This is a genomic window from Sinorhizobium sp. B11, assembly GCA_039725955.1.
GTDB lineage: Bacteria > Pseudomonadota > Alphaproteobacteria > Rhizobiales > Rhizobiaceae > Rhizobium.
Genome location: CP091033.1, coordinates 1127502 through 1152190 on the forward strand (window position 1 = coordinate 1127502; position 24689 = coordinate 1152190).

General features: G+C 56.3%; 16 protein-coding genes and 1 pseudogene. 9 read left to right on the forward strand and 8 right to left on the reverse strand.

What is annotated here, in order from left to right; all coding sequences use genetic code 11:
- Positions 1–55: 55 nt before the first annotated feature.
- Positions 56–241, reverse strand: a complete 186-nt coding sequence (locus LVY75_05105) for a hypothetical protein (protein XAZ19538.1) — start codon at positions 239–241, stop codon at positions 56–58.
- Between the two features lie 189 nt (positions 242–430).
- Here LVY75_05105 and LVY75_05110 point away from each other — a divergent pair, with 189 nt between their 5' ends.
- The 6 genes from LVY75_05110 to LVY75_05135 all read left to right on the forward strand — a co-directional run bounded on the left by LVY75_05110 (position 431) and on the right by LVY75_05135 (position 11033).
- A complete protein-coding gene (locus LVY75_05110; protein XAZ19539.1) occupies positions 431–1621 on the forward strand; it encodes an efflux RND transporter periplasmic adaptor subunit in 1191 nt (396 codons plus the stop codon).
- Positions 1618–4803, forward strand: coding sequence for a multidrug efflux RND transporter permease subunit (locus LVY75_05115; protein XAZ19540.1), 3186 nt, complete (start codon positions 1618–1620; stop codon positions 4801–4803). The genes LVY75_05110 and LVY75_05115 overlap by 4 nt, the downstream gene beginning before the upstream one ends.
- 157 nt (positions 4804–4960) lie before the next feature.
- On the forward strand, positions 4961–5923 hold the full coding sequence (locus tag LVY75_05120) for a GlxA family transcriptional regulator (GenBank protein XAZ19541.1): 963 nt from the start codon (positions 4961–4963) through the stop codon (positions 5921–5923).
- 735 nt (positions 5924–6658) lie between these two features.
- Complete coding sequence (locus tag LVY75_05125; GenBank protein ID XAZ19542.1) at positions 6659–8722, forward strand: hypothetical protein; 2064 nt, start codon at positions 6659–6661, stop codon at positions 8720–8722.
- A gap of 244 nt (positions 8723–8966) precedes the next feature.
- Entirely contained in the window at positions 8967–9725 is a 759-nt protein-coding gene (locus tag LVY75_05130; GenBank protein ID XAZ19543.1) for an SDR family NAD(P)-dependent oxidoreductase, read from the forward strand.
- Positions 9726–9791: 66 nt separating this feature from the next.
- Positions 9792–11033 (forward strand): MFS transporter, encoded by a 1242-nt coding sequence (locus LVY75_05135; GenBank protein ID XAZ19544.1) that lies wholly within the window; start codon positions 9792–9794, stop codon positions 11031–11033.
- A gap of 66 nt (positions 11034–11099) precedes the next feature.
- Here LVY75_05135 and LVY75_05140 read toward each other — a convergent pair whose 3' ends face one another.
- Both LVY75_05140 and LVY75_05145 read right to left on the reverse strand, forming a co-directional pair.
- On the reverse strand, positions 11100–11732 hold the full coding sequence (locus LVY75_05140) for a glutathione S-transferase N-terminal domain-containing protein (GenBank protein XAZ19545.1): 633 nt from the start codon (positions 11730–11732) through the stop codon (positions 11100–11102).
- 129 nt (positions 11733–11861) lie between these two features.
- Positions 11862–14010: pseudogene (locus LVY75_05145) on the reverse strand (molybdopterin-dependent oxidoreductase).
- A 571-nt stretch (positions 14011–14581) separates the two neighbouring features.
- Between LVY75_05145 and LVY75_05150 the strand changes: the two are divergent.
- Positions 14582–15412, forward strand: coding sequence for a hypothetical protein (locus tag LVY75_05150; GenBank protein XAZ19546.1), 831 nt, complete (start codon positions 14582–14584; stop codon positions 15410–15412).
- Entirely contained in the window at positions 15409–18075 is a 2667-nt protein-coding gene (locus LVY75_05155; protein XAZ19547.1) for a hypothetical protein, read from the forward strand. The genes LVY75_05150 and LVY75_05155 overlap by 4 nt, the downstream gene beginning before the upstream one ends.
- 426 nt (positions 18076–18501) lie before the next feature.
- Here LVY75_05155 and LVY75_05160 read toward each other — a convergent pair whose 3' ends face one another.
- The 4 genes from LVY75_05160 to LVY75_05175 are packed head-to-tail and all read right to left on the reverse strand — an operon-like array spanning position 18502 to position 22992.
- A complete protein-coding gene (locus LVY75_05160; GenBank protein XAZ19548.1) occupies positions 18502–19500 on the reverse strand; it encodes a DUF3616 domain-containing protein in 999 nt (332 codons plus the stop codon).
- 55 nt (positions 19501–19555) lie between these two features.
- Positions 19556–20308: a hypothetical protein gene (locus LVY75_05165; protein XAZ19549.1), complete on the reverse strand. Its 753-nt coding sequence runs from the start codon at positions 20306–20308 to the stop codon at positions 19556–19558.
- Positions 20309–20319: 11 nt separating this feature from the next.
- On the reverse strand, positions 20320–21906 hold the full coding sequence (locus tag LVY75_05170) for a hypothetical protein (GenBank protein XAZ19550.1): 1587 nt from the start codon (positions 21904–21906) through the stop codon (positions 20320–20322).
- A 36-nt stretch (positions 21907–21942) separates the two neighbouring features.
- Positions 21943–22992, reverse strand: coding sequence for a heparin lyase I family protein (locus LVY75_05175; protein XAZ19551.1), 1050 nt, complete (start codon positions 22990–22992; stop codon positions 21943–21945).
- Positions 22993–23408: 416 nt separating this feature from the next.
- Here LVY75_05175 and LVY75_05180 point away from each other — a divergent pair, with 416 nt between their 5' ends.
- Positions 23409–23969: a hemerythrin domain-containing protein gene (locus LVY75_05180; GenBank protein ID XAZ19552.1), complete on the forward strand. Its 561-nt coding sequence runs from the start codon at positions 23409–23411 to the stop codon at positions 23967–23969.
- Between the two features lie 311 nt (positions 23970–24280).
- Here the strand turns inward: LVY75_05180 and LVY75_05185 are convergent, their stop codons facing one another.
- On the reverse strand, positions 24281–24619 hold the full coding sequence (locus LVY75_05185; GenBank protein XAZ19553.1) for a hypothetical protein: 339 nt from the start codon (positions 24617–24619) through the stop codon (positions 24281–24283).
- Positions 24620–24689: the final 70 nt, after the last annotated feature.

Sequence of the window (24689 nt, forward strand, 5' to 3'; positions counted from 1 at the left end):
TGCCATCAAAGACATTCGACGGGAACTGAAGCTCGGGCAGCGCCCTAGCCGTTCGTCATTCCATTTTTCCGGACGCCGGAGGATCGCTCGCAGGGAAACTTTCCTGGAGCGCTTCATCGAGAAGTGCGTCCGCTGTGGACGCAGGCGCTTCTTCCACTTCGAGAGCGATATCCGACAACTCGGGCAGAGTCTCGACACCGTCCCGAACAGGCTCTTCGCTGAGCTCAAACTTCTTATTCATCGTTCGCAACTCCTTTTGCGTCGGAGGTTTTCTATCAACCACTCCGCCACCGATATTGCACGATCGGGTTCCGCTAGGGGGCACCGATCTTACAATCGTTTCCCGCACGTCTCCGGCATTTGTTCTTAAGCGCGTCACTGTCGGCCTTGGGCCAGTCACACGCATTTCCGCAACACCACGGGGGCTTTGATGAAGTATCGCTCGATCCCATTTTCACTCTGGCTTCTCGCTTGCAGCGCCTCGTTGACCTCGGTCGGACTTGCTCAGGAAACAAGTCCCGCGCCTCAGGTTGTCGTGGCCAAACCCGTGATGCGTGATGTCGTCGACCGCGACGAATTCATCGGCCGCTTCCAGGCTGCTGAGGAAGTTCAAATCCGCGCGCGTGTCGGCGGATACCTACAGGCAATCAACTTCAAAGACGGTCAGCTCGTAAAGGAAGGTGACCAGCTCTTCGAGATCGACCAGCGCCCGTTCTTGACAGCATTGAACCAAGCACGAGCTAACCTCGCCGTTGCCACTGCGGGCCTCACCTACGCCCAAGCGCAGTTCGATCGCGTCAATTCGTTGGTGAAATCCGGAAGTCAGACGATATCCACGCTCGATGACCGTCGCCGCGAGCTGGATTCGGCGCAAGCGAATGTCCAAGGCTCGCAGGCGACGCTCGACCGTGCGAACCTCGACCTCACATACAGCCGTATTACCGCTCCTCTCGGTGGACGTATCGACCGTCACCAGATTTCGGTGGGCAATCTTGTCCAGGCCGACCAGACGGTTCTGACTTCTATCGTCATGCTGGATCCGATCGATTTCTATTTCGACATCGACGAGCGTCGGCTGCTGAACTACGCCGAGACAGCCCGCAAGAACGGGGAAGTCCTGCAGAGTGGTGGTGGTGGACTGAAGGTCTCCGTCACCCTGGGTGACCGAGACCATACCAGATTCGAAGGAACTCTGGACTTTGCCGAAAACCGGGTCGATCCCCAGACGGGTACCCTTCGCGCCCGCGCTCGGTTCGCAAACCCTGACTTCGCGCTTCAGCCAGGACTGTTCGGCAGGGTCGAGCTAGAGGGGTCGAATTCCTATCAGGCTGTTCTCATCCCGGACGAAGCTATCAGTTCTGACCAGGATGAACGTGTCGTTTTCGTTGTCGGAAAGGACAACACGGTCAGCACAAAGGCCATCAGGCCCGGCCCCCGGATATTCGGCTACCGTGTCGTTCGCAGCGGCCTCGACGGAAGCGAGTCCATTGTCGTGCGAGGCGTTGTGCGGGTGCGCCCCGGCATGAAGGTCGATCCCAAGGAAACGACGCTACCGGCTGAGAACAAGGACCCTGTCGCCTCCGCACCGGAGAGCGCCTCGGTATCGGAGGTAGGTCAATGAGATTCGCACACTTCTTCATTTCCCGACCAATTTTCGCCTGCGTCATCTCGCTTGTGCTGATGATTGTGGGAACGATCGCCTACTTCGAGCTCCCAGTCTCACAGTATCCCGAAATCGCGCCTCCGACGATCGTCGTCAGAACTTCCTACCCGGGAGCCGACTCTCAGACGATCGCTGACACCGTATCGACGCCGATCGAGCAAGAGGTGAACGGCGTCGAAGACATGCTCTACATGTCGTCCTATTCGAGTGCGGACGGCGCAATGACGCTGACGATTACATTCGCTCTGGGCACCGATCTCGACAAAGCCCAGGTTCTCGTGCAAAACCGAGTGGCAGTCGCCCTTCCCCGATTGCCCCAGGAAGTGCAGCGCCTCGGCGTCACGACGACCAAGAGCTCACCCGACCTTCTCATGGTCGTGCATTTGCTCTCGCCGAACGGCCGCTACGACCAGCTTTACACGTCCAATTACGCGCGAAACCGCGTCAGGGACGTGCTCGTCCGCCTACAGGGCGTGGGAGACATCCAGATTTTCGGCGAGCGGCAGTATTCGATGCGCATCTGGCTCGATCCCGAGAAGCTGTCGTCCTACGGAATGACCGCCACCGACGTCGTGAGTGCACTGCGTGATCAAAACGTCCAGGTTTCCGGCGGTTCGATCGGAGCTCCTCCCACAGCCCGAGAGAACCCGTTCCAATATACCGTACGAACGGACGGACGCTTTCAGGATGCCCGGCAGTTCCGCTATGTCATCGTCAAGTCGACCGCCGACGGCAGACTCGTCAAACTCGAAGACGTCGCCAGAATCGAGCTCGGCGCGCGCGACTACGTGACAAACTCCTACGTCAACAACCAGCCAGCGGTCGGCATGGGCATCTTCGCGCGGCCCGGTACGAACGCGTTGGAGACAGCCGCGCAGATCAAGTCCATCATGAAAGACCTCTCCGGCCAGTTCCCGCCCGGATTGGAGTACCGCATTATCTATGACACGACGGCATTCGTCTCGGATTCTATCAGCGAGGTCTACCGGACTATCGGAGAAGCGATCGTACTCGTTGCTGTCGTCGTGCTCATATTCCTGCAGTCCTGGAGAACCGCGATCGTCCCGATCATCGCAATCCCGGTTTCACTTGTCGGTACGTTCGCCTTCCTCGCTGCATTCGGCATGTCACTGAATATGCTGACGCTCTTCGGGCTTGTGCTTGCGATCGGGATCGTCGTGGACGATGCGATTGTCGTTGTCGAGAACGTGGAACGCAATCTCGCAAGCGGCATGTCACCCCGCAGGGCAGCGCACGTGACGATGGACGAAGTGGGCACAGCGGTCATTGCCATCTCGCTCGTCCTCATCGCCGTATTCGTACCTACAGCCTTCATCCCCGGAATTTCCGGTCAGTTCTACAGACAATTCGCGGTGACGATCTCAATCGCGACTGCGATCTCGGCGCTGAACTCACTGACGCTGTCTCCGGCCATCTCCGCGATCGTTCTTCGCCCCCACAATCACTCGGAGGCGAAGACCAACCCTGCGGCGAAGTTCGGGAAATGGTGCGCCGACATCTTCAACCATTGTTTCGACAAGCTCAGTTCCGGCTACTCCTCGATCGTCCGGACCATTGTCAGTTCGAAAACAGGGCTGGGCTCGGCGCTTGTGGTCTTCGTCGCTCTCCTCGCAGCGACCTGGTTCCTAAACACCAAGGTGCCGAGCGGGTTCATTCCCATCATGGACCAAGGTTACGCGATCGTGGTCGTCCAGCTTCCCGAAGGTGCTTCTCTCGACCGGACGGACGCGGTGATCAGGAAGGCAGGGGACATCGCGAAGAACACTCCCGGTGTCGCCAATGCTGTTCAGTTTGCAGGTTTCAGCGGAGCGACCTTCACCAATGCTTCCAACGCCGGAGTGATTTTCACGCCGTTCAAACCTTTCGAGGAGCGGCTGGCCACTGGGGATACTTCGGAAAAGATCATTCAGACGCTCTATAAAAACCTTCAAAGTGTCGACGAGGCATTCATTATTGCCATCCCCCCTCCTCCGGTTCAGGGCATCGGCAATTCGGGTGGCTTCAAGATGCAGATCATGGACCAGGACAATTCCAACATGACCCGCGTTCTGGGACTCGCGCAGCAGATGATGGTCGAGGCGAACCGCACGCCGGGCCTCACAGGGGTGTTCACCACCTTTTCGGAATCAAGCCCGGAGTACTTCCTCGATATCGACAGAGACAAGGCACAGTATCTGAACGTTCCAATCCCCAACATTTTCGACACCCTGTCGAGTAACTTGGGCGTTGCCTACGTCAACGACTTCAATGCCTTCGGAAGAGTCTATCAGGTCCGTGCCCAGGCAGATAAGCAGTTCCGCCTCGAACGCGACGACATGCTCGATCTCAAGGTGAAATCCGCAACGGGTGCCCTCGTTCCGTTGGGCACGCTGGCGGATATCAGAGAGACCAGCGGCCCAACTCTAGTTCAGCGCTACAATATGTACGTCTCTGTTCCCCTACAGGGCAACGCCGCTCCTGGCGTCTCGACGGGCGAGGCAATCGAAAAGATGCAACAGCTCGCCGCGAAAACGCTGCCTCCGGGTACAACGTACGAATGGACCGAACTGTCCTATCAGGAAACCCACGCCGGAGGCAGCGCCGTCTACATCTTCGCATTGTCGGTGGTCTTCGTGTTCCTGGCACTTTCGGCGCAATATGAGAGCTGGATTCTTCCCGCGGCCATCATCCTAATCGTGCCACTGGCCGTCCTTGGCGCACTGTTTGGCGTCTACCTCCGGGGAATGGACAACAATATCCTGACCCAGATCGGCTTCGTCGTTCTAATCGGCTTGGCGGCAAAGAATGCCATCCTGATCGTGGAATTCGCACGTCAGGCGCAGGACGCCGGAAAGTCCGCGGTCGAAGCCGCCATCGAGGCCTGCCATTTGCGCCTGCGCCCGATCCTGATGACTGCACTTGCATTCATCTTCGGCGTACTTCCCCTTGCCATCGCCGAGGGCCCGGGAGCCGAAATGCGGCGATCGCTCGGTACCGCTGTGTTCAGCGGCATGATCGGCGTTACGCTGTTCGGGCTGTTCCTGACCCCTGTGTTTTACGTTCTTCTGCGATCGCGCTACGTCCCGCGGACGCACAACGAGGATGAGTGGGAGCTGGAGACAAAACAGGCCGCAGAGTGATCTGCTGCAATCGAAGCCATCGCGCGGCGAACGCCACGCGATGGAAATAGCGGCTCCGCCGGACCATATTGAATTAGACTGCCGGCGCTTCCGAATGGAAGCAGCGCCGGCAGTGCCGCATTTAGCGTCAATTTGAAATAGCAGGAGCATCGAGGCTATGCGCAGCGTCGGTTTCATTCTCGAAGACGGTTTCCAGGTCATGGGACTGGCTGCACTGTCCGCGTTCGAGTTCGCAAACCAGGAACTGGGCGAACAGGCATACAAGCTTACTGTGATGTCCGAGAACGGGGGCACCGTGCGATCCTCCCTGAACATCGGCATCCAAACCGGGAAGCTCGAAGAATATCCCGACACATTGATGATCGTGGGCGAACTCGTTCCGCATGTCCCCTCTCCGGCACTTCGGGAGTACATCGTCAACGCCGCCACGGAATGCAGACGCGTTGCCGGGGTCTGCACGGGCGCATTCCTCTTGGCCGAAGCGGGTCTACTCGACGGTAGGCTCGCCACGACGCACTGGGCGCACGCGCGCGACCTTCAGCGTAAGTTCCCGCGGATCCATGTGGACGAGGATCGCATCTTCGTCCACGACGAGAATATCTGGACGTCGGCAGGAATGAGCGCCGCTATCGACCTGACCTTGGCCCTAATCGAGGACGACCACGGGGCGGCGCTGTCCAAGTCGATCGCTCGCAAGCTCGTCGTCTATCACAGACGACCCGGAGGACAGTCGCAGTTTTCGGCGCTCCTCGAACTCGAACCGCGATCGGATCGCATCCGCAAGGCACTTGTGTACGCCAAGGAACATCTCCGCAATCCGTTGAGCGTAGAAGAGCTTGCCGACAGCGCGAACCTGAGCCCGCGTCAGTTCAGCCGACTATTCCGCGAGGAAACGGGACATTCCCCGGCGAAGGCCGTCGAGCGCCTGCGGCTCGAGGCGGCGAGAGCCATGCTGGAAGATGGAACCCATCCGGTCGAAATCGTGGCACGCGACACCGGGTTTGCGGATCGTGATCGCATGCGTCGCGCGTTCCTTCGGTCTTTCGGCCAGCCGCCGCAGATGATCCGCCGGACTTTGAAGATGATCGGCGGCTCGGAGCTTGAGGACGCGGGCACGTGACAATCGAGGCCGAATACGACTGACGTAGACGGTTGTCATCTCTGGCATGTCGATGAGATCCGACAGCGCCGTCACGGTTGTCGGGATCGCGGGCTGTAACCTTCGTCGTCCTTGGGATCACACAGCCGTTGTCTGCTTTCATTGCGTTCGAGCCAGGAATGCGTGCGCTCGACAATATTGTCGACCGCCGCGTTGCGCGAAATTTCGGTGGAAGCGTTGCCTATGTTTAGTTGGCCACCTCGAAAACAAACGGAATAAAATAAAGTCCTCCAGCAACACCGCGCTTATCTCACGCTCAAATGTGGCATATTGCCTCAATCGTATCGCTACTCAACCGAAAACATTTCGTACGCAGGAATATTACAGAACAAGTTCGCTTTATTTACGAATACAATAATAACGACATGCGGCACCTGTCAGGCGGATCGCTTGGCAGAAACACTTGATACCCTGATTTCCGATATCTCCATTTTCTACTGCACATTTCAGATTTAAGAGCATTAAATGCGGATACAACCCAGCATATTTAAGCGATAGTGGACTGAAGCAGGACTCGATTTTCTTTTTACACGCGATAGCGGAGTGAAGTGAAAAGTCGACTACACACCCGACCCAGTATCGCGACCTTATCGGACCAGCGACAGACTGCAGGCTTCTTGGAATTCTGCTCATATAGATTGGCGGGATTTTTCGCGCTCGCATTAGGCGTTGTTATGGAATGGGGTGGAACGCGAGATGACATCAGGTAAACCAAAGTTACCTCCTTCGAATACGAACCGACCAGAAGAGGATGCATGGATCAAAGCGCATCCCGCGATTAGGAGGACCGCATACGGCGTCCTGATCCTTATAACGCTGGCCTCTGCTTTTCTTACGATCACAAGAGGAGGCATGGGCCCGGCGATAATTTCGATCGTGGTCGTTGTCGTCCTTTGTCTAGTAGTTTTGGGTCTGGTCTGGATAGCAGAGCGGAAGGAGAAATTGTGGCAGTGGGTGGGTGCTGTTCTAATAATCAGCGCTCTCGCAGGTATCGTCGCGCTTTTCCTCACCATATTGATCTACATTGGGACCGGGTATCCGGTCTGGCTTGACGTTTGGTTTGGACCGCCAATAACCGTTGATGCTCCAAAGGGCGTTAAAGTCAGCAGCTCTGGTGCCGGATCCCAAAATTCCGACCCAGTTACAACGGCGTCAATCTCCGCCGCTGCGGCGGCCACCAAACCCAAAGACTCCCCCGTAAACGTAGTCCGCCATGACGATGGGTCGTTTGAAGTTCTAACTGAGAGCAAAGGACCAAGCGTTCGGCAGGACGAAGACAAAAACAACGGATTGGGGCTGATACGGGACCGAAGGTCCAAGGGCATGATCGCACCGATCGCGACGTATGAGCGTCAAATACTTTGGGACAAGAACGTCTTCAAAGACGTTGCCATGGAAGTTGAGGTGAGCAGTCGCGAAGGGGGAAACTTTCACACCACAAAACGTGCAGAGGGCCAACTAGGTACAGTGACTATTGATGGTCTCCTTAGCAATGAATTGTACGATTACAAAATTACCGCAATTCGCAAGGGACGCCGATCACTCCCGTTCACGGGTTGCTTCGCAACCCCACTCGACTACTACGTCGACAGCCCTCAACCGCATTGGGCAGGCTATATTACATACTACAGCGCAGAGCGGGAATGTGATGGTACAATTCACGCTGACAACGGGTCCATAATCTACGAAGCGCTGCAATATTATGACGAGACTCCGGACTACCGGAAGGACCATGGCCCTGGGGTCGCGCGGTGGATCTACAACGGCGAAATAAAGGCTAGCCAGCCGACCTGGAATGGCACGCTTTACGCCGACCCTGTCGATTGCGTTGGCGACCAATGCGGCAGCAGGTGTGAATTATCCAACGGTGTGGGGACGTGTGACTTGTTTTTCAGATTCGTGGAGGTCGACGGTACGCTCTACGGGGGAGCACAGAGCCACTACGAAGGCACAATCAATTTGCCGGGAAGCCTGAGTAGATCGCTCGGGCCTGTAGGTTACAGCTTCAAAGTTGGCGATCTTGAGGCCGTCGATGTTGAGTATTCTGATGTGTACTCGGGCGACTGGGAGCACAACGACGTTAAGCTCATCAAGGACGCTAAGCTTTCCTCCATCAGCGGCTTCCGTACCGGTGCTCTGCTCGAGGGAAAAGAAGTCACAAACACGGACTGCCTTCTTGCGGTATTCCCGAGCAACCCGGTCGTCGGAGCTGGCGTTCGAGCCACGTGTGGATCGTTAGAACTTGGCGAATACAGAGGAAACAACGACCCCTATAACGGGTTTCGGGTTGACCTTACACAAGGCTCCCCGGTGTATCTCTTCCGTTCTGGTGTCACTACTGTGCTTTCACCACCGATGGATTCCGACACCGAGACCTGCGTTAAGGGCTTTGGTTTCGGAGTGCCCCCCACCGCTGACTGGCCAATCCAGTGCAGCACCGACGATGGAAGGCAGTGCAAGATCCGCAACAGTGCAATCGACACAGAGTTTAGGTTTTCCGTTTCACCGGGCAACCTGCCGAGCATTCAGTTCCTCACTACTGAAACCGGCGGAAAGGACAACTTCGTCACTATCGATAACAAGCGCTACGACTTTGCTCCGAGGTCAAAAAAAGACGCCCAACTTTCCAGCGTGGCTATGCTTGCTCAAATGTGTAGCGGTAAAATGCTGAAAACGAAATTCTACCCCGACAGCGCCTCGTTGGACAACTTTTGCGCCACGGCCGCAGTGGCGTTCGCTCGCCTTTTGACGTGCCGTTGAACCCCATCAATGGGCGTATTCCCAACAAGTAGCGATCAAGCGCTCCGACAGTCGGGGCGTTGCGATCGAGACCGCGAAGCCGACGAAAGTCGCCCAGCTAACCCCAAACCTCCATGACAAGTTAATGTCCTAAAACGCCGTTTCCTCGACATTTGAGACGATCGCATTTTGGGACATGATCCTCCAATCGGAACCGAGCCGATACGCCTAGAGATAGCGGCGTCTCAACGAAAAGGAGCGATCCATGAAAACGACAGGTAACACCATATTCATCACAGGCGGCACTTCCGGCATCGGGCGCGGCCTGGCGGAAGCATTCCACAAACTCGGGAACAAGGTCATTATCGCCGGCCGTCGCAAGTCGCTGCTCGACGAAGTAGCCGCCGCGAACCCGGGCATCGACACCGTCGAACTCGACATCAGCGATTTCGCCGACATCGATCGCGTCGCCAAGAAGCTCATCGCCGAGTATCCTAAGCTGAACGTCCTGATTAACAACGCAGGCATCATGCCGTTTGACGACGCCTCTGGCCTCGTTGACGACAAGGTATCGCGAAACATCATCGACACGAATCTGCTCGGTCCCATCCGCATGACCTCGGCTCTCGTCGAGCATCTGAAGGCGCAGCCGCATGCCACCATCATCAACAACACGTCGGTACTCGCGTTCGTGCCGCTAGCGTCGAACGCGGTCTACTCTGCCACGAAGGCGGCCCTTCATTCCTACTCGCTTTCCCAGCGCTTCATGCTTCGTGACACCAACGTAAAGGTCCAGGAAATCGCTCCGCCGTGGGTCGATACGGATCTGGTCAAGAAGAGCGGCGATCCGCGTGCCATGCCGCTGGATGTCTACATCGCGAAGACGATGAAGGGCCTCGAGACAGACGCCCCCGAAGTCTACGTCGAGGAAATCGCGTCTCTTCGTGACAACCCAGGTGCCAACGAACATGCTTTCGTCCATGGGTTCAATGAATCCCTGGCCGCAAACCCGATCCCAGTCTAAGCCCTCAAAATCGCGGCACTGCCTCCTGGCCACAAACCGGGAGGCAGATCTCGCGAGGAATTCGTCATGTCAAATCGACTGAAAGTCAAAGACAACAAGTTGTCCGGTGACGCCGTCCCACACGACGAGGACGCGCCGGCACCGTCCCTGGTTCCTGCCTACTTCCTCGCCCTCGGTACTTTCGCGATCGGCACCGAAGGGTTCATGATCGCCCCGCTATTACCGACCATCGCCGACGATCTGGGAATGACCATTTCGACCACCGCGATGTTGGTCGTCGTATTCACACTGGTCCTGGCCATCAGTTCGCCGATTACGACGGTTGCCACTGGACGCCTGAACCGTCGCGACACATTGATTGTGGCGATGACGCTGTTCACGATCGGCAACCTCGCGGCCGCATTCTCTTCCACCTTCAGCACCTTGCTAGTCGCACGCATCCTGATGGCAGTCGCTTCGGGCCTTTACGTCCCTAGCGCCAATGCCCTCGCGGGTGCCATCGCAGGGCCTCATAGACGCGGTCGCGCGCTTGCGATCGTGAGTGGCGGGATGACCATTGCGATTGCCCTTGGCCTCCCTCTTGGCGCTGTTGTGGGTCATGCGTTCGGTTGGCGCGCCACGTTCCTCGCTGTCGCGGTCATGGGCGTTGTTGCTATCGTCGGAATCCTGGCGGGCATACGCCGGCAGGTGGGAGACGGCATGGCGGTCGCAAGCCTGGCTGAAAGGGTCAACGTCGTTCGTCAGCCAGCGATCCTGAAATTGCTTGCAGTGACGCTGTTCTGGTCGCTGGGTGCCTACACCGCCTACCCTTACATCGCGCCCTATCTGAATTCGGTGCTCGACTTCGGGGTGACGGGCGTTGCAGCAACCGTCTCGATGTGGGGAATCGCGGCCGCGGTCGGCGTTACCACTGGCGGAACGCTTAACGACCGATTTGGCTCCCGTAAGGTCGCGATGGTTTCGCTTGCCCTGTTGGCAGCCTCATTCATCGCTCTTGCGGGCGTGACAAATCTCACACCAACAGCCGCACTGGTGCCCGCGCTCGTAGCGATCGCCGTCTGGGGCTTCAGCGTCTGGTCCTTTTTCCCTGCGCAGATGGCACGCCTCATCCATGCCTCGTCGCCATCACAAGCGTCGGTATCTCTCTCGCTGAATACATCGACCATGTATCTCGGCTTCTCGATCGGAAGCGCTATCGGAGCAGCCATCATCGGTGGCGGCGAGATCTGGTTAATCGGAGCGACAGCCGGTGCGGCCGAAATCATCGCACTGCTTCTCGACAAGCGCTTCACACGCCAAGGGGTATAAGCAGGGACATTACCCTTGAGCGCTCGGCGGCGATGGCAACATCGCCGCCGATATTCTTTTTCCCGATTACGGGGTGGGCTCAAGATCGTCGATAACCACGAGCCCGCGCCCTTCGGCCTGGAGGGCGTCCCGGACCGACTGTCGTTGCGAGACGAGCTTGAGCAAATTGTTCACGCGTGGGTACGCATCGGTGGGAATCGCAAAAAATCGTGTCCAGCTGGCAATTACGAAAAGATATGCGTCTGCGGCTGTGAAGGTCTCGCCGGTCAGGAAAGGACCTTTCATGCCTTCGTCCAGGAACCCCAGACGGCTCTGGATACGCTCGAAGACAAGCGCCCGTGTTTCGTCGTCTATCGGCCAAAACATTGGCACGAAGCTCTTGTGCAGTTCGGCAGCGACATAGCTCTGCCATTCCATGACGTGATAGCGCTGCATGGTCCCAGCTTCCGGCATCAGGTCGTGACGCCCCGCGCGATCGCAGAGGTACTGGGCAATGACGAGGTTCTCGGTAAGCTTGTCACCGTTGTCCAGCTCGAGAAGCGGTACCATTCCGCGTCGGGCAACCGTCCAGTAATCGGAACCGTCCGCGCGAACCTTGGCCGTGACGTTGACGACCTCTAGGTCAAACGGCAGGCGCGTCTCGCGCAACAAGATATGGACCGAGAGCGAGCTCGCTCCAGGGTGCGTGTAGAGTTTCATTTGGATATCTCGATTGATGTTGAAGGAGAAATGCCAGCATCGGGCACGGCTTGAGCCGGTTGGGTTTTACAAAGTCTGAGAGACGAGACGGGCTCCGGCCAAGCCCTCTCCGTCTCTCAATCTCTGCTGCTAGCTCAGCGCCGCGTCGGCGAGTGGCAGCGAGCGAATGCGTTTTCCCGACGCCGCGAAGATCGCGTTGGCAAGTGCTCCTGCTACGGCCGCAGTTCCCGCCTCACCGACACCGCCCGGGTTCTCCATGCTCTTGATTTGATAGATCTCTATCTTCGGGATTTCGTTGATGCGAAGCGCTCGGTACATGTCGAAATTGGTCTGATCGACTGCCCCGTCGGTGAACGTCACCCGATTGTACATCGCGCTGCTCAGGCCGAAGATGACGCCACCTTGCATCTGAGCTTCGACCGTATCCGGGTTGATGACGATGCCACAATCAACGGCGATGACCGATCGAAGAAGCTTCACCTCATCCTTCGTGATCTCGATATCCAATACATGTGCCAGGTAACTTCCGAACGCCGACTGAAGCGAAACACCCCTCCCGCGTCCGGGCGGAAGCTTATCGCCCCAACCAGCTTTTTCCGCAGCAAGATTCAACACCGCCAGCGCGCGCGGATTTCTGGTTAGCATCCTGCGTCGGAATTCGACGGGATCCTGCTTCGTGGCCGTTGCCATTTCATCCACGAAGCTTTCAACAACGAAAAGATTGTGTGTCGGGCCGACTCCGCGCCACCAGCTCGTGTTCACGCCATCAGGCTCGGTGCGGACGTAGTCAGCGAAAACGGCATCTTCGTCGTAGGGCGTCTCCGATGCACAGTCGACGGCGTCCGGATCGACGCCGTTTATGAAGGCTGCAGGCGCGTAACGTGCAAAGATCGATGACCCTGTCACACGGTGCGTTCGGCCGACCAGACGACCGTCCTTATCCAGTCCCGCGGCGACACGATCGTAATAGTAGGGACGATAGTAGTCGTGTGTCATGTCCTGTTCGCGGGTCCACACGAGCTTCACTGGATACCGAACGTCTTTGAGAAGTCTGGCTGCGAGTTCGATGGAGTCCACTTCGAGACGGCGTCCGAATGCGCCACCGATAAGCTGGTTGTTTACGAAGACCTTGTCTTGCGGCAGCCCGGTCGCGTCGGCGACGGCTTTCTGCGCCCTGACCGGAACCTGGGTGCCGACCCATATCGCCGCTCTGTCGTCCTGGATGTGGAGAGTGCAATTGAGGGGCTCTAGCGGGGAATGCGAGAGGAATGGCGACTCATACACCGCCGAAAGTTTCACCGCCGAATTTGAGATCACAGAGGCGGCATCCTTCTCGTTGCGGATGATCACGCCTTGCTGTTGTGAAGCCTGCTCCAGCTTCGCGACGATCGAATCCAGGCTCACCGCACCATTGGGACCTGCCTCCCACTCGATCTCGAGTGCGTCGATACCTGCCTTGGCGGCCCACATATGGTCTCCAATCACAGCGACGGCATATGGCAACTTTACGATATCGTGGACGCCCTTCACGGCGAGCGCTGCCGCTTCGTTCATCTTCGAGATATGCCCGCCAACCACCGGACTGATTGCCAAGGTCGCGAATTTCATGCCGGGAACGATGATATCTATGCCGTAGATCGCGCTAACCGTTCACCTTATGCGGCGTGTCCAGACGTTTGGCGCGGGTGCCGATGACTTTGAATTCAGAGGGCTCCTTCAACACCACATTTTCCGGAACGGGGAGTAGCGCTGCTTTTGGCGCGGCTTCGATGTAACTCATTGAGCGCCGTGACGCTTCATGATGGATTACCCCGGATTCGACACGACATTCTGATACTGGGACCGACCATTCGGAGGCCGCGGCCTGCACCAACATAGTTCGTGCGGCCGCCCCCGCTTGTCGCAAACGCACCCAGTCAGCCCTCGTCGAGGTAGAGCCACCTGTCGACTGATCGTAGAGCAGTGGATCAAGATACTTCGAGAGGTCCGGAGGCGCTGGTTGGAGCTTGACCTGATCCAACCCAACCTCGAGTTCCTCGGCAATCAACATGGTGCTGGACGTGAAGATGCCTTGGCCGACCTCATGATGAGCCATGATCAGAGTGATGCCGTCATCGTCGATTTTGATGAATGCGTTCGGAAAGAACGATTTCTGGTTTTCCTGTCCGGCTGCGGCCGTCCTTCCAAGCCGTGGCAATTGGACCGAGAGCACCAACCCTCCCGTCGCCAAGACAGTGCCTTTCAAGAAATTTCGACGCGAATGCAGATTATTGATCATCGTTCTCTTCTCCGATCCGATGCCAGCCATCTGACCCAGAATTTCAGATTTCGGACGACGACATCGTTGAACTTCAATTCGAGAACTTGCGTCGGTGTTGGATTTGTTTCTTGAACGATCCGGCAGCGGCACGAACGCGCGAGTATTCTCGGGACTCTTCTGCCTCTGCGGAGGGAGCTTCGTACAAGACCGCATCGCCCGAAGAGGCAGTCGATCGTCAAACAGCGACGGGGAATCCCATTAGCCCCTTTCCGTGCTTTTTAGCGGAGCGGGCGAATAAGTTGCCAACTGAGGACGCAAGGTTCCAGTGCCATTTACGGGGGCGAGATGAGCAAGGATATCGGATACCGCATACGCGTGCGCTCTAACATAATGGCCCTGGAAAAGGCCCTGGGTATTTAGTCGATTTTTCTCTCCACACTGTGATCACAGCATTGAAAAGTTGCCGCATCCTCCACCAGAAGCTCGCGCCCGGGCACGCAATAGTGCTATCTCTGCGTGCGAAAGATACTCTGATTCTCGCAATCAAACTCGCTCATTAGACACAGCAAATTTTGGAGGGTTCTTAACAATGGCACGAAAGCCAATGGCGATGAACGGGCCGAGCCACCCGAAGACGGATCTGCGTGAGCGAGTGTCCACCAGCCCGATGGGCGACGCCCTACCCCTGGTCCACGTCACCGAAATGGGCATCGGCGAAGCAATAATAGTCTCTGGCCAGCTTCAAGCTAGGTGGTGCAAGGTCTTTGGACGCGATCTTCTCTATTTTTTCCTCGGTCGCCCAGCGTATCGCATACACGACGAGGGAGAGACATCACGTTACGTTTCCCGATATCCGTGCGTTTTCGTTGTGGATCCGACCCGCGTCAAGCCCACGCAGGTTTATCCCTTTGATACGGGTGCCGCCAAAGCGGGCTTCTACGCCAGCGCAGATCCGCATCTCGGCATACGGGACTACATGCTTGAAGGCACCTATGAGAGCGCTCGCAAACAGCTGGGATTTGCTTTCGAAACAGTGGATGATTACTTCGAGGGACGGCTTAAACCCGGGTTGTCGGACGACGTGCCCGCCTTCGATCAGGCGACGCACAGCTATGTCGCGATAGCAAACCAAGCAAATCGGGGCGTCAACAATCCCGGGACATACGATGATCGGGCATCGGCGATCGAAATTGCGACGGAAGGCCACCTCGACCTCAAGGGAGCTGTTCAACTCGTTATATTGCCGCAGCAATTTCTGGAGGGGAAAGACGGTAGCAAGAATACCAAACTCATCGATCGATTAAAAGCGCAGGACCTGACGGTATTGCCATACGATTGGCAGAGCACTCGAACCCCCGCTGATTTTCGACCCGAGATCAATGCGTTGGTTCTGGCCCATTTCAAGAAGAGCAAACCATGACCTCAAGCTACCGATCGATGAAACTGATTGGCTACGAGCCCCTAACCGGAGAAAATACTGGCTTTTGTACCGGTCTGTATACTGCGGTTGGCAAATCAAATGAAGTATTCGTACCAATTTCCCTAGTCGAAGGCGGGGGAACGTCAACGGTTGCGGATTTCGTGTCTGTCACGCCTAGAGACGCCTTCTGGTTCAATAACGATGATGAAGACTGGCCATTGCTGTCGATCGGCGATCCTTGGAAGGATGTCTTGTTGCTCGAGGGCCAGATTCTGTATGGCACGCGGCAACACTTACTAGCAGAAGCTGCATGGGCGTTTGATGCGTTGTTGCGCGACTATCCTTTCACGGCAGTTGACCTCGTGAGGGACTTCGGCGGAAAAGATCGGCCGCGGGCTGTCAAAGCTGCGTATGACCGTATCTCCAAAAACTTCACTCACAGCGAAGCTGAGTCCTGGGCGCTGGGAACCTACTTTCGAGGCCAAATCCAAACCCATCTCAGGCGTAAATTAGTACAGCGCAATGCGTCGGTGATGGCCCTAGAGGCCCTCCGCTATATTCGGGTCGCAAAATCCGAGAGCGACACGATTGTCGAAGTCTCGCTTCCAGGATCGCAAGAGTTCAATCCAGAGGACATTGCTCCTATACTCCGTTTGGGCGATGATCGTGAAGCGATCAACCTACTAGCCGAACTTTCACAAATTCTGGGCCGCCTTGCACTAAGAGGCCGTATCGAGGACGGAACCCTGGTCGCTCAATATCGGCCCAAGCCAATCGCCGTGATCGCCATTGGCAGGCTAAGTGAACAGGTTGGCCGAACGTTGATGGAAGACGCCGGTCGGCCACATTTTATACTGGACACCAATTGGCCGAGTAGGCTTTTTGTAAGAACCACGATAGCCGACCTCGAAGCCTCCGAGCCAGATTCTTTCAGCCTCGCGGTAGTAATACTAGACGACGACTTGACCGGTAGGGATCAGTTCGAATTTGAGCAGGTAAGCGCCCTGATCGATCGTCTTGGCCTACCAATGCTCATTACCCCCACGCTGCCGAAGCACGCCCCTTCTGCGCTTCTGAGCCTCAGCAATGAACGTGGGATATTCGGGAAACGAATTAGAGCCCTTTGTCTCGATACTTCAGCCGTGCGCTCACCATTCTATCTAGCCGATCGATCGACATCACTCACAAGACGCACTGCTCTTCAACTCGTGCAGGCTTGTCTTCTATTGCTGTCCGGTCCCAACTCACTTCAACGTTTTTATCGTGAATTAGACAGAAAGGGACGATCTTGTCTAACCGTCACTTATTTGGGGAATGGAGCTGATCGACATACGGTTCCATCCGAAGCGGTGGAGGCATCCGACGAGCCAAAGCTAACAGTACGCGGATCGATCAGATCGGCCGTGAGCCCTTCCACAAAACGTCAACCCACGCCGACGGGGATCTACGAAATCTGGGCAAGCCATCTCCGCGAGGAGGGTATCGATGACCTAGCAATGGGAGTAGTCTCGCGCGCGCTCAGCGAGCTGAAAATGAAGGAAGTCCAGTGGTTTATTGGTGATAGCGATTTCCCAGCTGCCCTAGAGTCCATGGAATTCCCTCATCTGAAAACGCTTGTAGACCTAGAAATTGGACTTCGGCTTCTCGTCACCGCTGAATCACCTTCCCTGAAAACACTACTGCGTATGGCCGAGGCCGGAGTTCAAGCCGTGCGATACTCCGATATCGGCACCATAAAGAGATGTATACTCGCTGCAGTACGCGGTCGTCCCGAAGTGGCGATTCCGAGCGACATGTTGCCGCTAGGTGTCCCACAACGCTTTAGCTGGCAGCAAAGTACCGTTTTTCTGAGAGCGGTCCAATCTCCTGGTCTCGTGATTGATCGTAGCGCTTGGAATGACTGGGCCGAAAAATTTCCTGATCATCCGCTGGCCGCGAGAGCAAAAACCATAATGCCGACTGGGGTAAAAGGAGACCGGGAAATCCGACCGGCAGTAGCACTGTCAACCATTGACGTTCACACTGCGCTGCTTGAAGGCGGTGAGGCCTTTGAGCTCCTTCGAGAACGCAGAGAAACACGCCCTGAACATATGGGCATCAACCGGCTGATGTTCATGGACGATCCCGTCACGTCGGGAGTGTTTCGCTGGGTCTTTCGAGCCGGCAGATTTCCGATCGGCCTGCGCAGGCTACCGAAAGAAATTACCGTGGGAGAAGGATGGATCGTGTTCGACGGCGACCAATATGCTGCTGCGATGGTCGCTTCGCGAATGTTCGAGACATGGACGAAGGCACACACCAGCGATTTTAGCCCCTCAAACACCAGGAAGACTGATTGGGCAATGAATGCCTTTCCGTGGCCAGCGGGATTCAAGCAAATCGATGGCAACGCCATGATCTGTACCGATCCGACGCCGCGCTTCCAAGAAGTCTGCTCGTCACTTCGGTTCATAGACCTTACCCTAGACTACCGCGACCTTTCACCGGGAGAGCGTATGAACGAAGCCGAAGCTCAGTATGGAAGCGAACTGAACCTTGCGGCTCTTAGTATGTATGATTTCCCCGCCCAAAGTTCAGATCTGCATTTGCTCGGTCGCTTGGTTGCCTTAAATCACGAGAATGAGATGCCGACTAGAATGCCAAGGTTAAGAGAGTTTCCGTGACCTACCCGGTCTTGTCGCTCACAGGGTCGCGGTCGCCAGAGTTCTAGGTCGTTCTACCGAACGCGGGATAGCTCGATAAAAAATGGCGGCCCCACGTTTCGGCGGGAGGAGATAACGTGAGGCCGCATGGCGAATGCCTTGGGAGGACCATTCGCGCTTAGAAGGCTCGAGCGCCTATTGGCCAACCAGGACGGAGAGGGGAAATCCTTTGGTCGACGGGAATAGACTGCCATCTTCCATCAGGAGTTTCTTGTATAATCGGCTCCCGGCGATCCACGCAGTGGGAATGTAGGAGCGATTGAACCGCACGCGTCGCTAGGCTTTGTCGATGACACCAAATCGCCATCCGCAAAAGCGCGACCAAAACTAGGAATCCAAGCGCATCCCTCCAAGGCGAAAGGTTTGATCCGTGGCTTCCGCGGGCTATCAGGGGGTTACAGGGATCTCGTAAATCCGGGGATTGGCAGATTTGTCTCCATCGTCGAACACCAGGCATCGAACGGCGTCCTCGGAGGTTTCGAGAACCATCAACGTTTCTGGCTGGCGATCTGGTGAACCTGCAGGATCGAGTTCTGCCAATTTCACGGCTTCGCCACCGGGAGTCCATTTGTAGACAGCGGCTTTGCCGCCATCCCTGTCTTGCGGACCCGCCAAAATCAGCACGTCATTTTTGTACGCGGCCAGATCTCGAACGGCCTGGCCCTTCCCGAGATCGACTGGATGTAACTCAAAATCGCCGGGAGCACCGTCGAAAATTTCTTTTACCGAGGCTTCTCCGATGACCGCCTCGCCGTCCAGAAGTGGCCCCCGGAATCCGACGAAGAATTTGTCTCCCAAGACGGCGATGCCTTCTATATTCGTGCCGCCCTTTTCTGGAGCCAATTTATTCGCGTCCTTCAGCGCCTTCTTTTGTTTGAGGATTTCCTCTAGCCGACTGCTGACCTCCACCGAGTGGGAGATGTCGTCTTCCGACCCCAAATCGCCGCCCTTCAGTGCAGTTGCGGGAACACGGTACGCGAAGTATCGGGGATCCCCTTTGTTACCTTCTTTGTTGCGGCCGTGAGAGCCCACCAGATAGAAGATGCCGTCGCTAAACGAGATGCCCTCGGTATCCGCTTCTTTGATCTTTTTCCCGTTCTTGTCCTTCTTAGTCACAAGGAACACACGGTCCTTGAGCACGAGGTTGTCGCCGGCAATCTCGAACGTCAGCGCGTACCGGTACTCGTCCCCCACGAGCAAGCACGTCTCCTGGTCCGTCGTGCACGCGGCTCCACTCACCTTGGTCGCTTCGTCAGCTTCAGTAGATGCGGACGGTTGCGGCCTAAGGATTGCAACTGGACTTAAAGCGTCGCCGGCAGCATTCGCTAAATGCGCAGCGAACAGCAATGAAAAGGCCATCGTTGCCGAGACTATGGGTCTGTTCATGTAGCCCTCCACTTTGCCATCGTCCGCGCACTTTCACTCGGACTAGATCATGATTTTAGTGGTTGTCAGAGGGATGGGCGATCTCGTGCATGATCTCGTCTATGAACACCGACTTCACGAAGTTCTGATTTTCATAGAGCGACCGCAAGATTCCGGTATCGAGGCGGCCCGGGTTGGCGTTCCCCCCTCCTGCCAGCCAAGCTTGCTCCCACAACGTTGCCAGCAACTTTACGCCCTCTGCCATAACCAATCCGGTTTCCGGCCCGATCGCCTGCCAGAGAGCCTTGCTATGAGGAGGAGATCCTGGACGAAAGGTATCTTCATACGCGTCAATGATCACCGTCGGCGACAGGTGCGATCTGACTTTCTCGATCAGTGCCATGGTCGCCTCGGCGGCTTGTTTTCCGGTGGTGATGGCTGGCCAATCAACCGTGGAGTCAAGCTTCGCGCGAATTTGGTCGAAGAGCAGCCCATGATTTGCTGCCCAAGAAATCATGCCGGTTTCGAACGCGGAATGTACTCCTTCTCCACGATGGGCGGGAGGGCGGTTTCCATTTTTGTCTTTATGGTCGCTGAGGCGAGGAATATCAGGCGCTTTTGCTTTGTCGCCGTCGCTCAGATGCGAACCGTGCAGCGGTTGGGAAGCATCGCCGACAAAGTGGGCAAACGTGCCTGCGGCCGCCAAAAATCTCGCCGGATCCGCGGCTGCGAAGGCTTTCATCCGCTCAAAGAACTGCCAGACGCGAAATGGCAAAAGTCCCATTTCGAGAACCGACTTAGTGCCGTTGTCCAGGAAGTACTGCTTCACGTTTTCGGCGGTTAGGACGCCGCTATCTGACCGCCATGCTTCGATAAAGGTCTGATGTCCCCTCCATGGCATGTCTGCATCGAAATGATGATTGGGATGCTCCGGCCGGTCGAGCGACCACCGGCACCGGGCCGGTCGTCCCTGCCACCTTTCACGCCAATGTCTTTGCCTTTCGCAGTCAGGTGAGGCGAAGCATATTTCTTCCAAACGATATCCGGGACGTCGGCGAGCTGCACAAACCCGCTGGCGATCATCTCGGCCTGCGTCTGCTCGTTCGCGAGGCGATCCAGCGGGACGCTGATAAGGTCGGAATTGGCGAGTAGGAAAGCTTTGAGCGTCGGATCCTGGACCAGCTCAATCGCAAGCGACCCGATCGTATAGTGCCCTGTGTCACCCCAAGTGCCAGACACGCCTTCGTTGGCGTCAATCTGCAATTCCACATCGAGCAGTTTGCAGACGTTGCTTAGGCTCGTCGCAACCGAAAAGGTGGACCGCGTTCCGGATCCGGCGAAGACCTGCGCACCCCATTCGACGGCAACAGGACGCAGATCTTGCTCTACGAGAGGCAGTTTTTTGTCTCCGTTCTTGCCGGAAATCTGAAGATGCCAAACCGCGCCGGAATCGCCGTGGTGTGCCATGCTGCCCTCATGAGGAGCGATCAGAAAGTCGGAGACAAAGTCAAACCCGCCGACCGATTTATATCGATAGAACATCGCCTTGATTTTGCCCTTGAGCACGCCCGAGGCCCCGCCGACCGCCACTACTCCTTGGTCGATAAGCTTCCTGAGCGAAAGGTTCTGCTCGTAGACATCGAAGATCGGCTTGATTTTGGGCAGGAAGTAAATGTTCGACGTCCACAACCGCGTGTCATCGAGACGCACCAGCCCAACATCAACGCCGAGCCAGGTCTGTCTCATTGGCAGGGCGGGGTAGATCTCGGAAAACGGCTCACGCGTAATCTGCAGTTTTGAGCTCTCACCTATCTTCACGTCACCCGTTCTAAGCCTCGCATACACTGGAGTACCAGGCTCTCCACAGGCATGCCGTGCGGTAAGTGCATACGTCGTGCTACCGTCGGAAACCAGGCAGCCTATCGTTCCGAAATGATCTTCGTTTTGAGTGGTGACACGGAGCGGCAAGCCCCCGCCCAGGCCCGAACTTGGCCAAGAGACCGCTTTCGTAGGCAGAGCCTGCGACTGGGGAACTGGAGGTGCAACGACGACGCAGATCGGAACGATCCTTCCATCGGGAAGATAGACCCTTTTGGGCAAGATATCCGTCGCGGCGGGGCGGTTCCGCTGTCCAAAGTCAGCGGGCTCAAGCCACTCCCTCACCAACACTATTATGCATGGCCACGAATAGTCTCTCACTTCAGAATTGTCGAAGGTCCTCGGGTAGGTTTTCTTGTTCTTGGGTTTCGCGCCTTCTCCTCGTTTCGTCGGCCAATCTTCCTTGTCGCGGATCAAATAGAGACCGATCGCGGTTCCAACTACGTTGGCCTTGCTCATCAAATGAAAGTGGAAAAGGTCACGTGCCTCGATGAGGTCTTTCACCGAAAGGGATGCAAAATCGAAGTCGTTGTCTTCGTGTGTCGTCATCAGAAAATCTCCGACAGCGTGGGGCGAACGGTGGAGCTATTTCACTTGCTTGATCCGAACCCAATCGAGGTCCATAACGTCGGTCGATGGGATGTAGTCCCTGTAGTGGCCAATCTTGAATTTGGTTTTCTGTTTCGACTTTCCGGGGGCGTCATAGCCGATGTGTCCGGTGGCCCTGACGATGAAGCGGCCGTCTTGATAAACTTCCACGACGGAATCGTTTTCGGGACCTGCCTGAACTCGATATGACATTTCGGTCCACTCGCCTGCGGGAGACGTAAGGACCGGCTTTTTCCCGTACTCCAGCATCAGGCTCGCCGCACAGGACTCCGCTTTCCCCGGTTCGCTGTCGGTCCGCTGACAATATTGCGCCTTCCCATCGTTCCAGGGGTAGTTGAGGTTCGAACGTGATGCCGAGGCGATGAGGCACCTGCAGGATCGGTCCTGGACGGTCACGTTCAAAATGCCGTCGTCGTAACGTTGTGCAAGAAATGGACTCGCGTCCTCACCTTTTTCGGTGATTGCTGGCTCGGCTTTCCATTGCGCCACCACCCACCGTATTGAATCCGTTGTGTTTCCGACTTTGGCTGGCATTCTGAATCGGAGCGAATAGAGTTGCGGCTTGGTAGAGTCCTGAGCGAAAGACTCGTCGACGCGAAGCTCTTGCCGCTGGATGCAGAGGCCTTCTTCAATACCCTTGGCTTTTTTTACAATCGTTGGGGTGCAATACGGATCAGGCTTGGGCGTTTGCGGGGACCACTTCAACCCGGTCGGTGAAACAAGCATCGGCCCTAGTGTAGCTTCAGAACCGATCTCCGGACCGAGTGAAAATAGTGTCACACCGCAAGCGGGCTTGCAGCGATGCCCACCGAGATTTCCCGCGTCGACTGTAATGTGCGCGACACTATTTGACTTATTTTCGGGATCGGTTGTGAAGGTGACGGGCAATCTGTTGTTGTCGATTTGGCAATCACACCAGCCCTTGCCGAGCGGCTTGTTGAAATCATCGTTGAAATCAGCCGCCATAGCGGCGTCACAAGACGTGAGTAGTAAAACGAAGAAAATGAGAAAACGCCAAAGTCTCATTGCACTCCCCTGCAAACATTAGACAACAAACTGCATTCGGACACACCGAAAAGCGCCCGCCGGATATTGACGGGAGATCAATAGATCTACCGATTCCGAGATATATGCTTATTTTGATAAGGTCCCTCGCCACTTAGATTATCAAATGCCCGAAGGTTGGCAACAACTTTTAGTGTCATGCCGCTGTTATTCGCGCGGCATCTCGCGTACCTGCACGTACCAAGGACATGAATCGGAGGCAGGTGAAGCTTTGTTTGGCTCGCATCATGCTCGGCCAGTGGCACTTCGCTCATCGGACAAGTTGCTCCTGTCAGATCAGCAAACTAGATGCTTGATTGTAGGCCCACCGATTCGCACATGTGCACGCGCGGATACCACGGCATCCCTCTGGAACGTCTCACGAAATAATCAAGCGCATGAACATTTTCGACTTGCTAGACGAAAACTCTCGGCCGAAAGCGCCGCCCATTCCGGGCGCTACGCCAACTCATCGCAAGGCCGGCAAGAAGTTGGCCATGATTCACGACATGCATATCGCTGCTTTGGACGAAACCAGGGAAATGATGGAGAAGGTGGCGGCGGGCGAAGCATTGCTCGGTGACTTGGCAAACCAGATCTCATCCATGGAGTTGGCAAACAACTACAGGCAGTTTGGAAACCTATGCGGCCGGGAATGCCAGTTTCTCGACTTCCACCATACCTCAGAGGATACCGAGATCTTCCCGATCATTGAAGAGAACGGCAGCGCCGGACTCAAGCGGGTGATCGAACGTCTCGCCGAGGAGCACCTTGTAGTCGCACGCCTGCTTGAGAATCTAGCGCACAATGTGATCGAGATGCGGGATCAGCCAGGGCCTGAAACGTTCGCCAGCACAAAGAAGACGTTCGAGCTGTTATACAAGGTGGTCCGTTCGCACTTCCAATACGAGCAAACCGAGTTGGAAGAGGCTATCGGGTTTTACGCCATCCCGTTCTAGGGTCACCTGATCCGCAGTGGTGATCCCATCTGTCGTCTCGAATTGATCGAGACCCATTTCGCTTCCGGTTCGGGCAGGATCATGGAATTGCTCAGAGAGTAAAGATGCCACCGCTCAGTAGCCCGAAAACCAGGGTATGTGGCTGACTTGCACGAATGGGGGTGCCCATAATTTTGAGCATCCGGCAAATCAGCCAACCTGGTCAAAATAGTCCTGTCTGCGCAAAGCCCAACCCACAATTATTAGGGGTCAACCTTTTCGTCGCATACGTGACGTTCGCGCTTATCGTCGGGTATCGACGCGCTGGAGGGTTACTGGCAAACCCGCACGGTTTCGTTGTGCCAACCACCGTCGTATGCATTCGCCACTTGGCGATCCTCGTACCAGCAGCGCGGTGGCGGGGGCGGCGGCGGTGGATCGATGTAGCGCGGACCGCTATTGCTGTTGGCGATTGCACCGCCAATCAAGCCGCCGATGACGCCTGCAGCGATGCCGCCGGCGATCGCGCCTCCGTCGCCATGGTGGTGGTGACGTGGCGGCGGAGAGTCATAATCGTGCCTTCGCCACTCCTGTCCGGAGGCAGGCATGGCCGAGCCGACAAGAGAAACAACCAGCATGGCGGCTGGGATGGAGGAGACAAACTTAGCCATTTCGATTCCGTCGAGTTTGAGAGTCTTACCGGCCAAGGGAATGCCACCTGCATCCCCCAATGAACAGCTA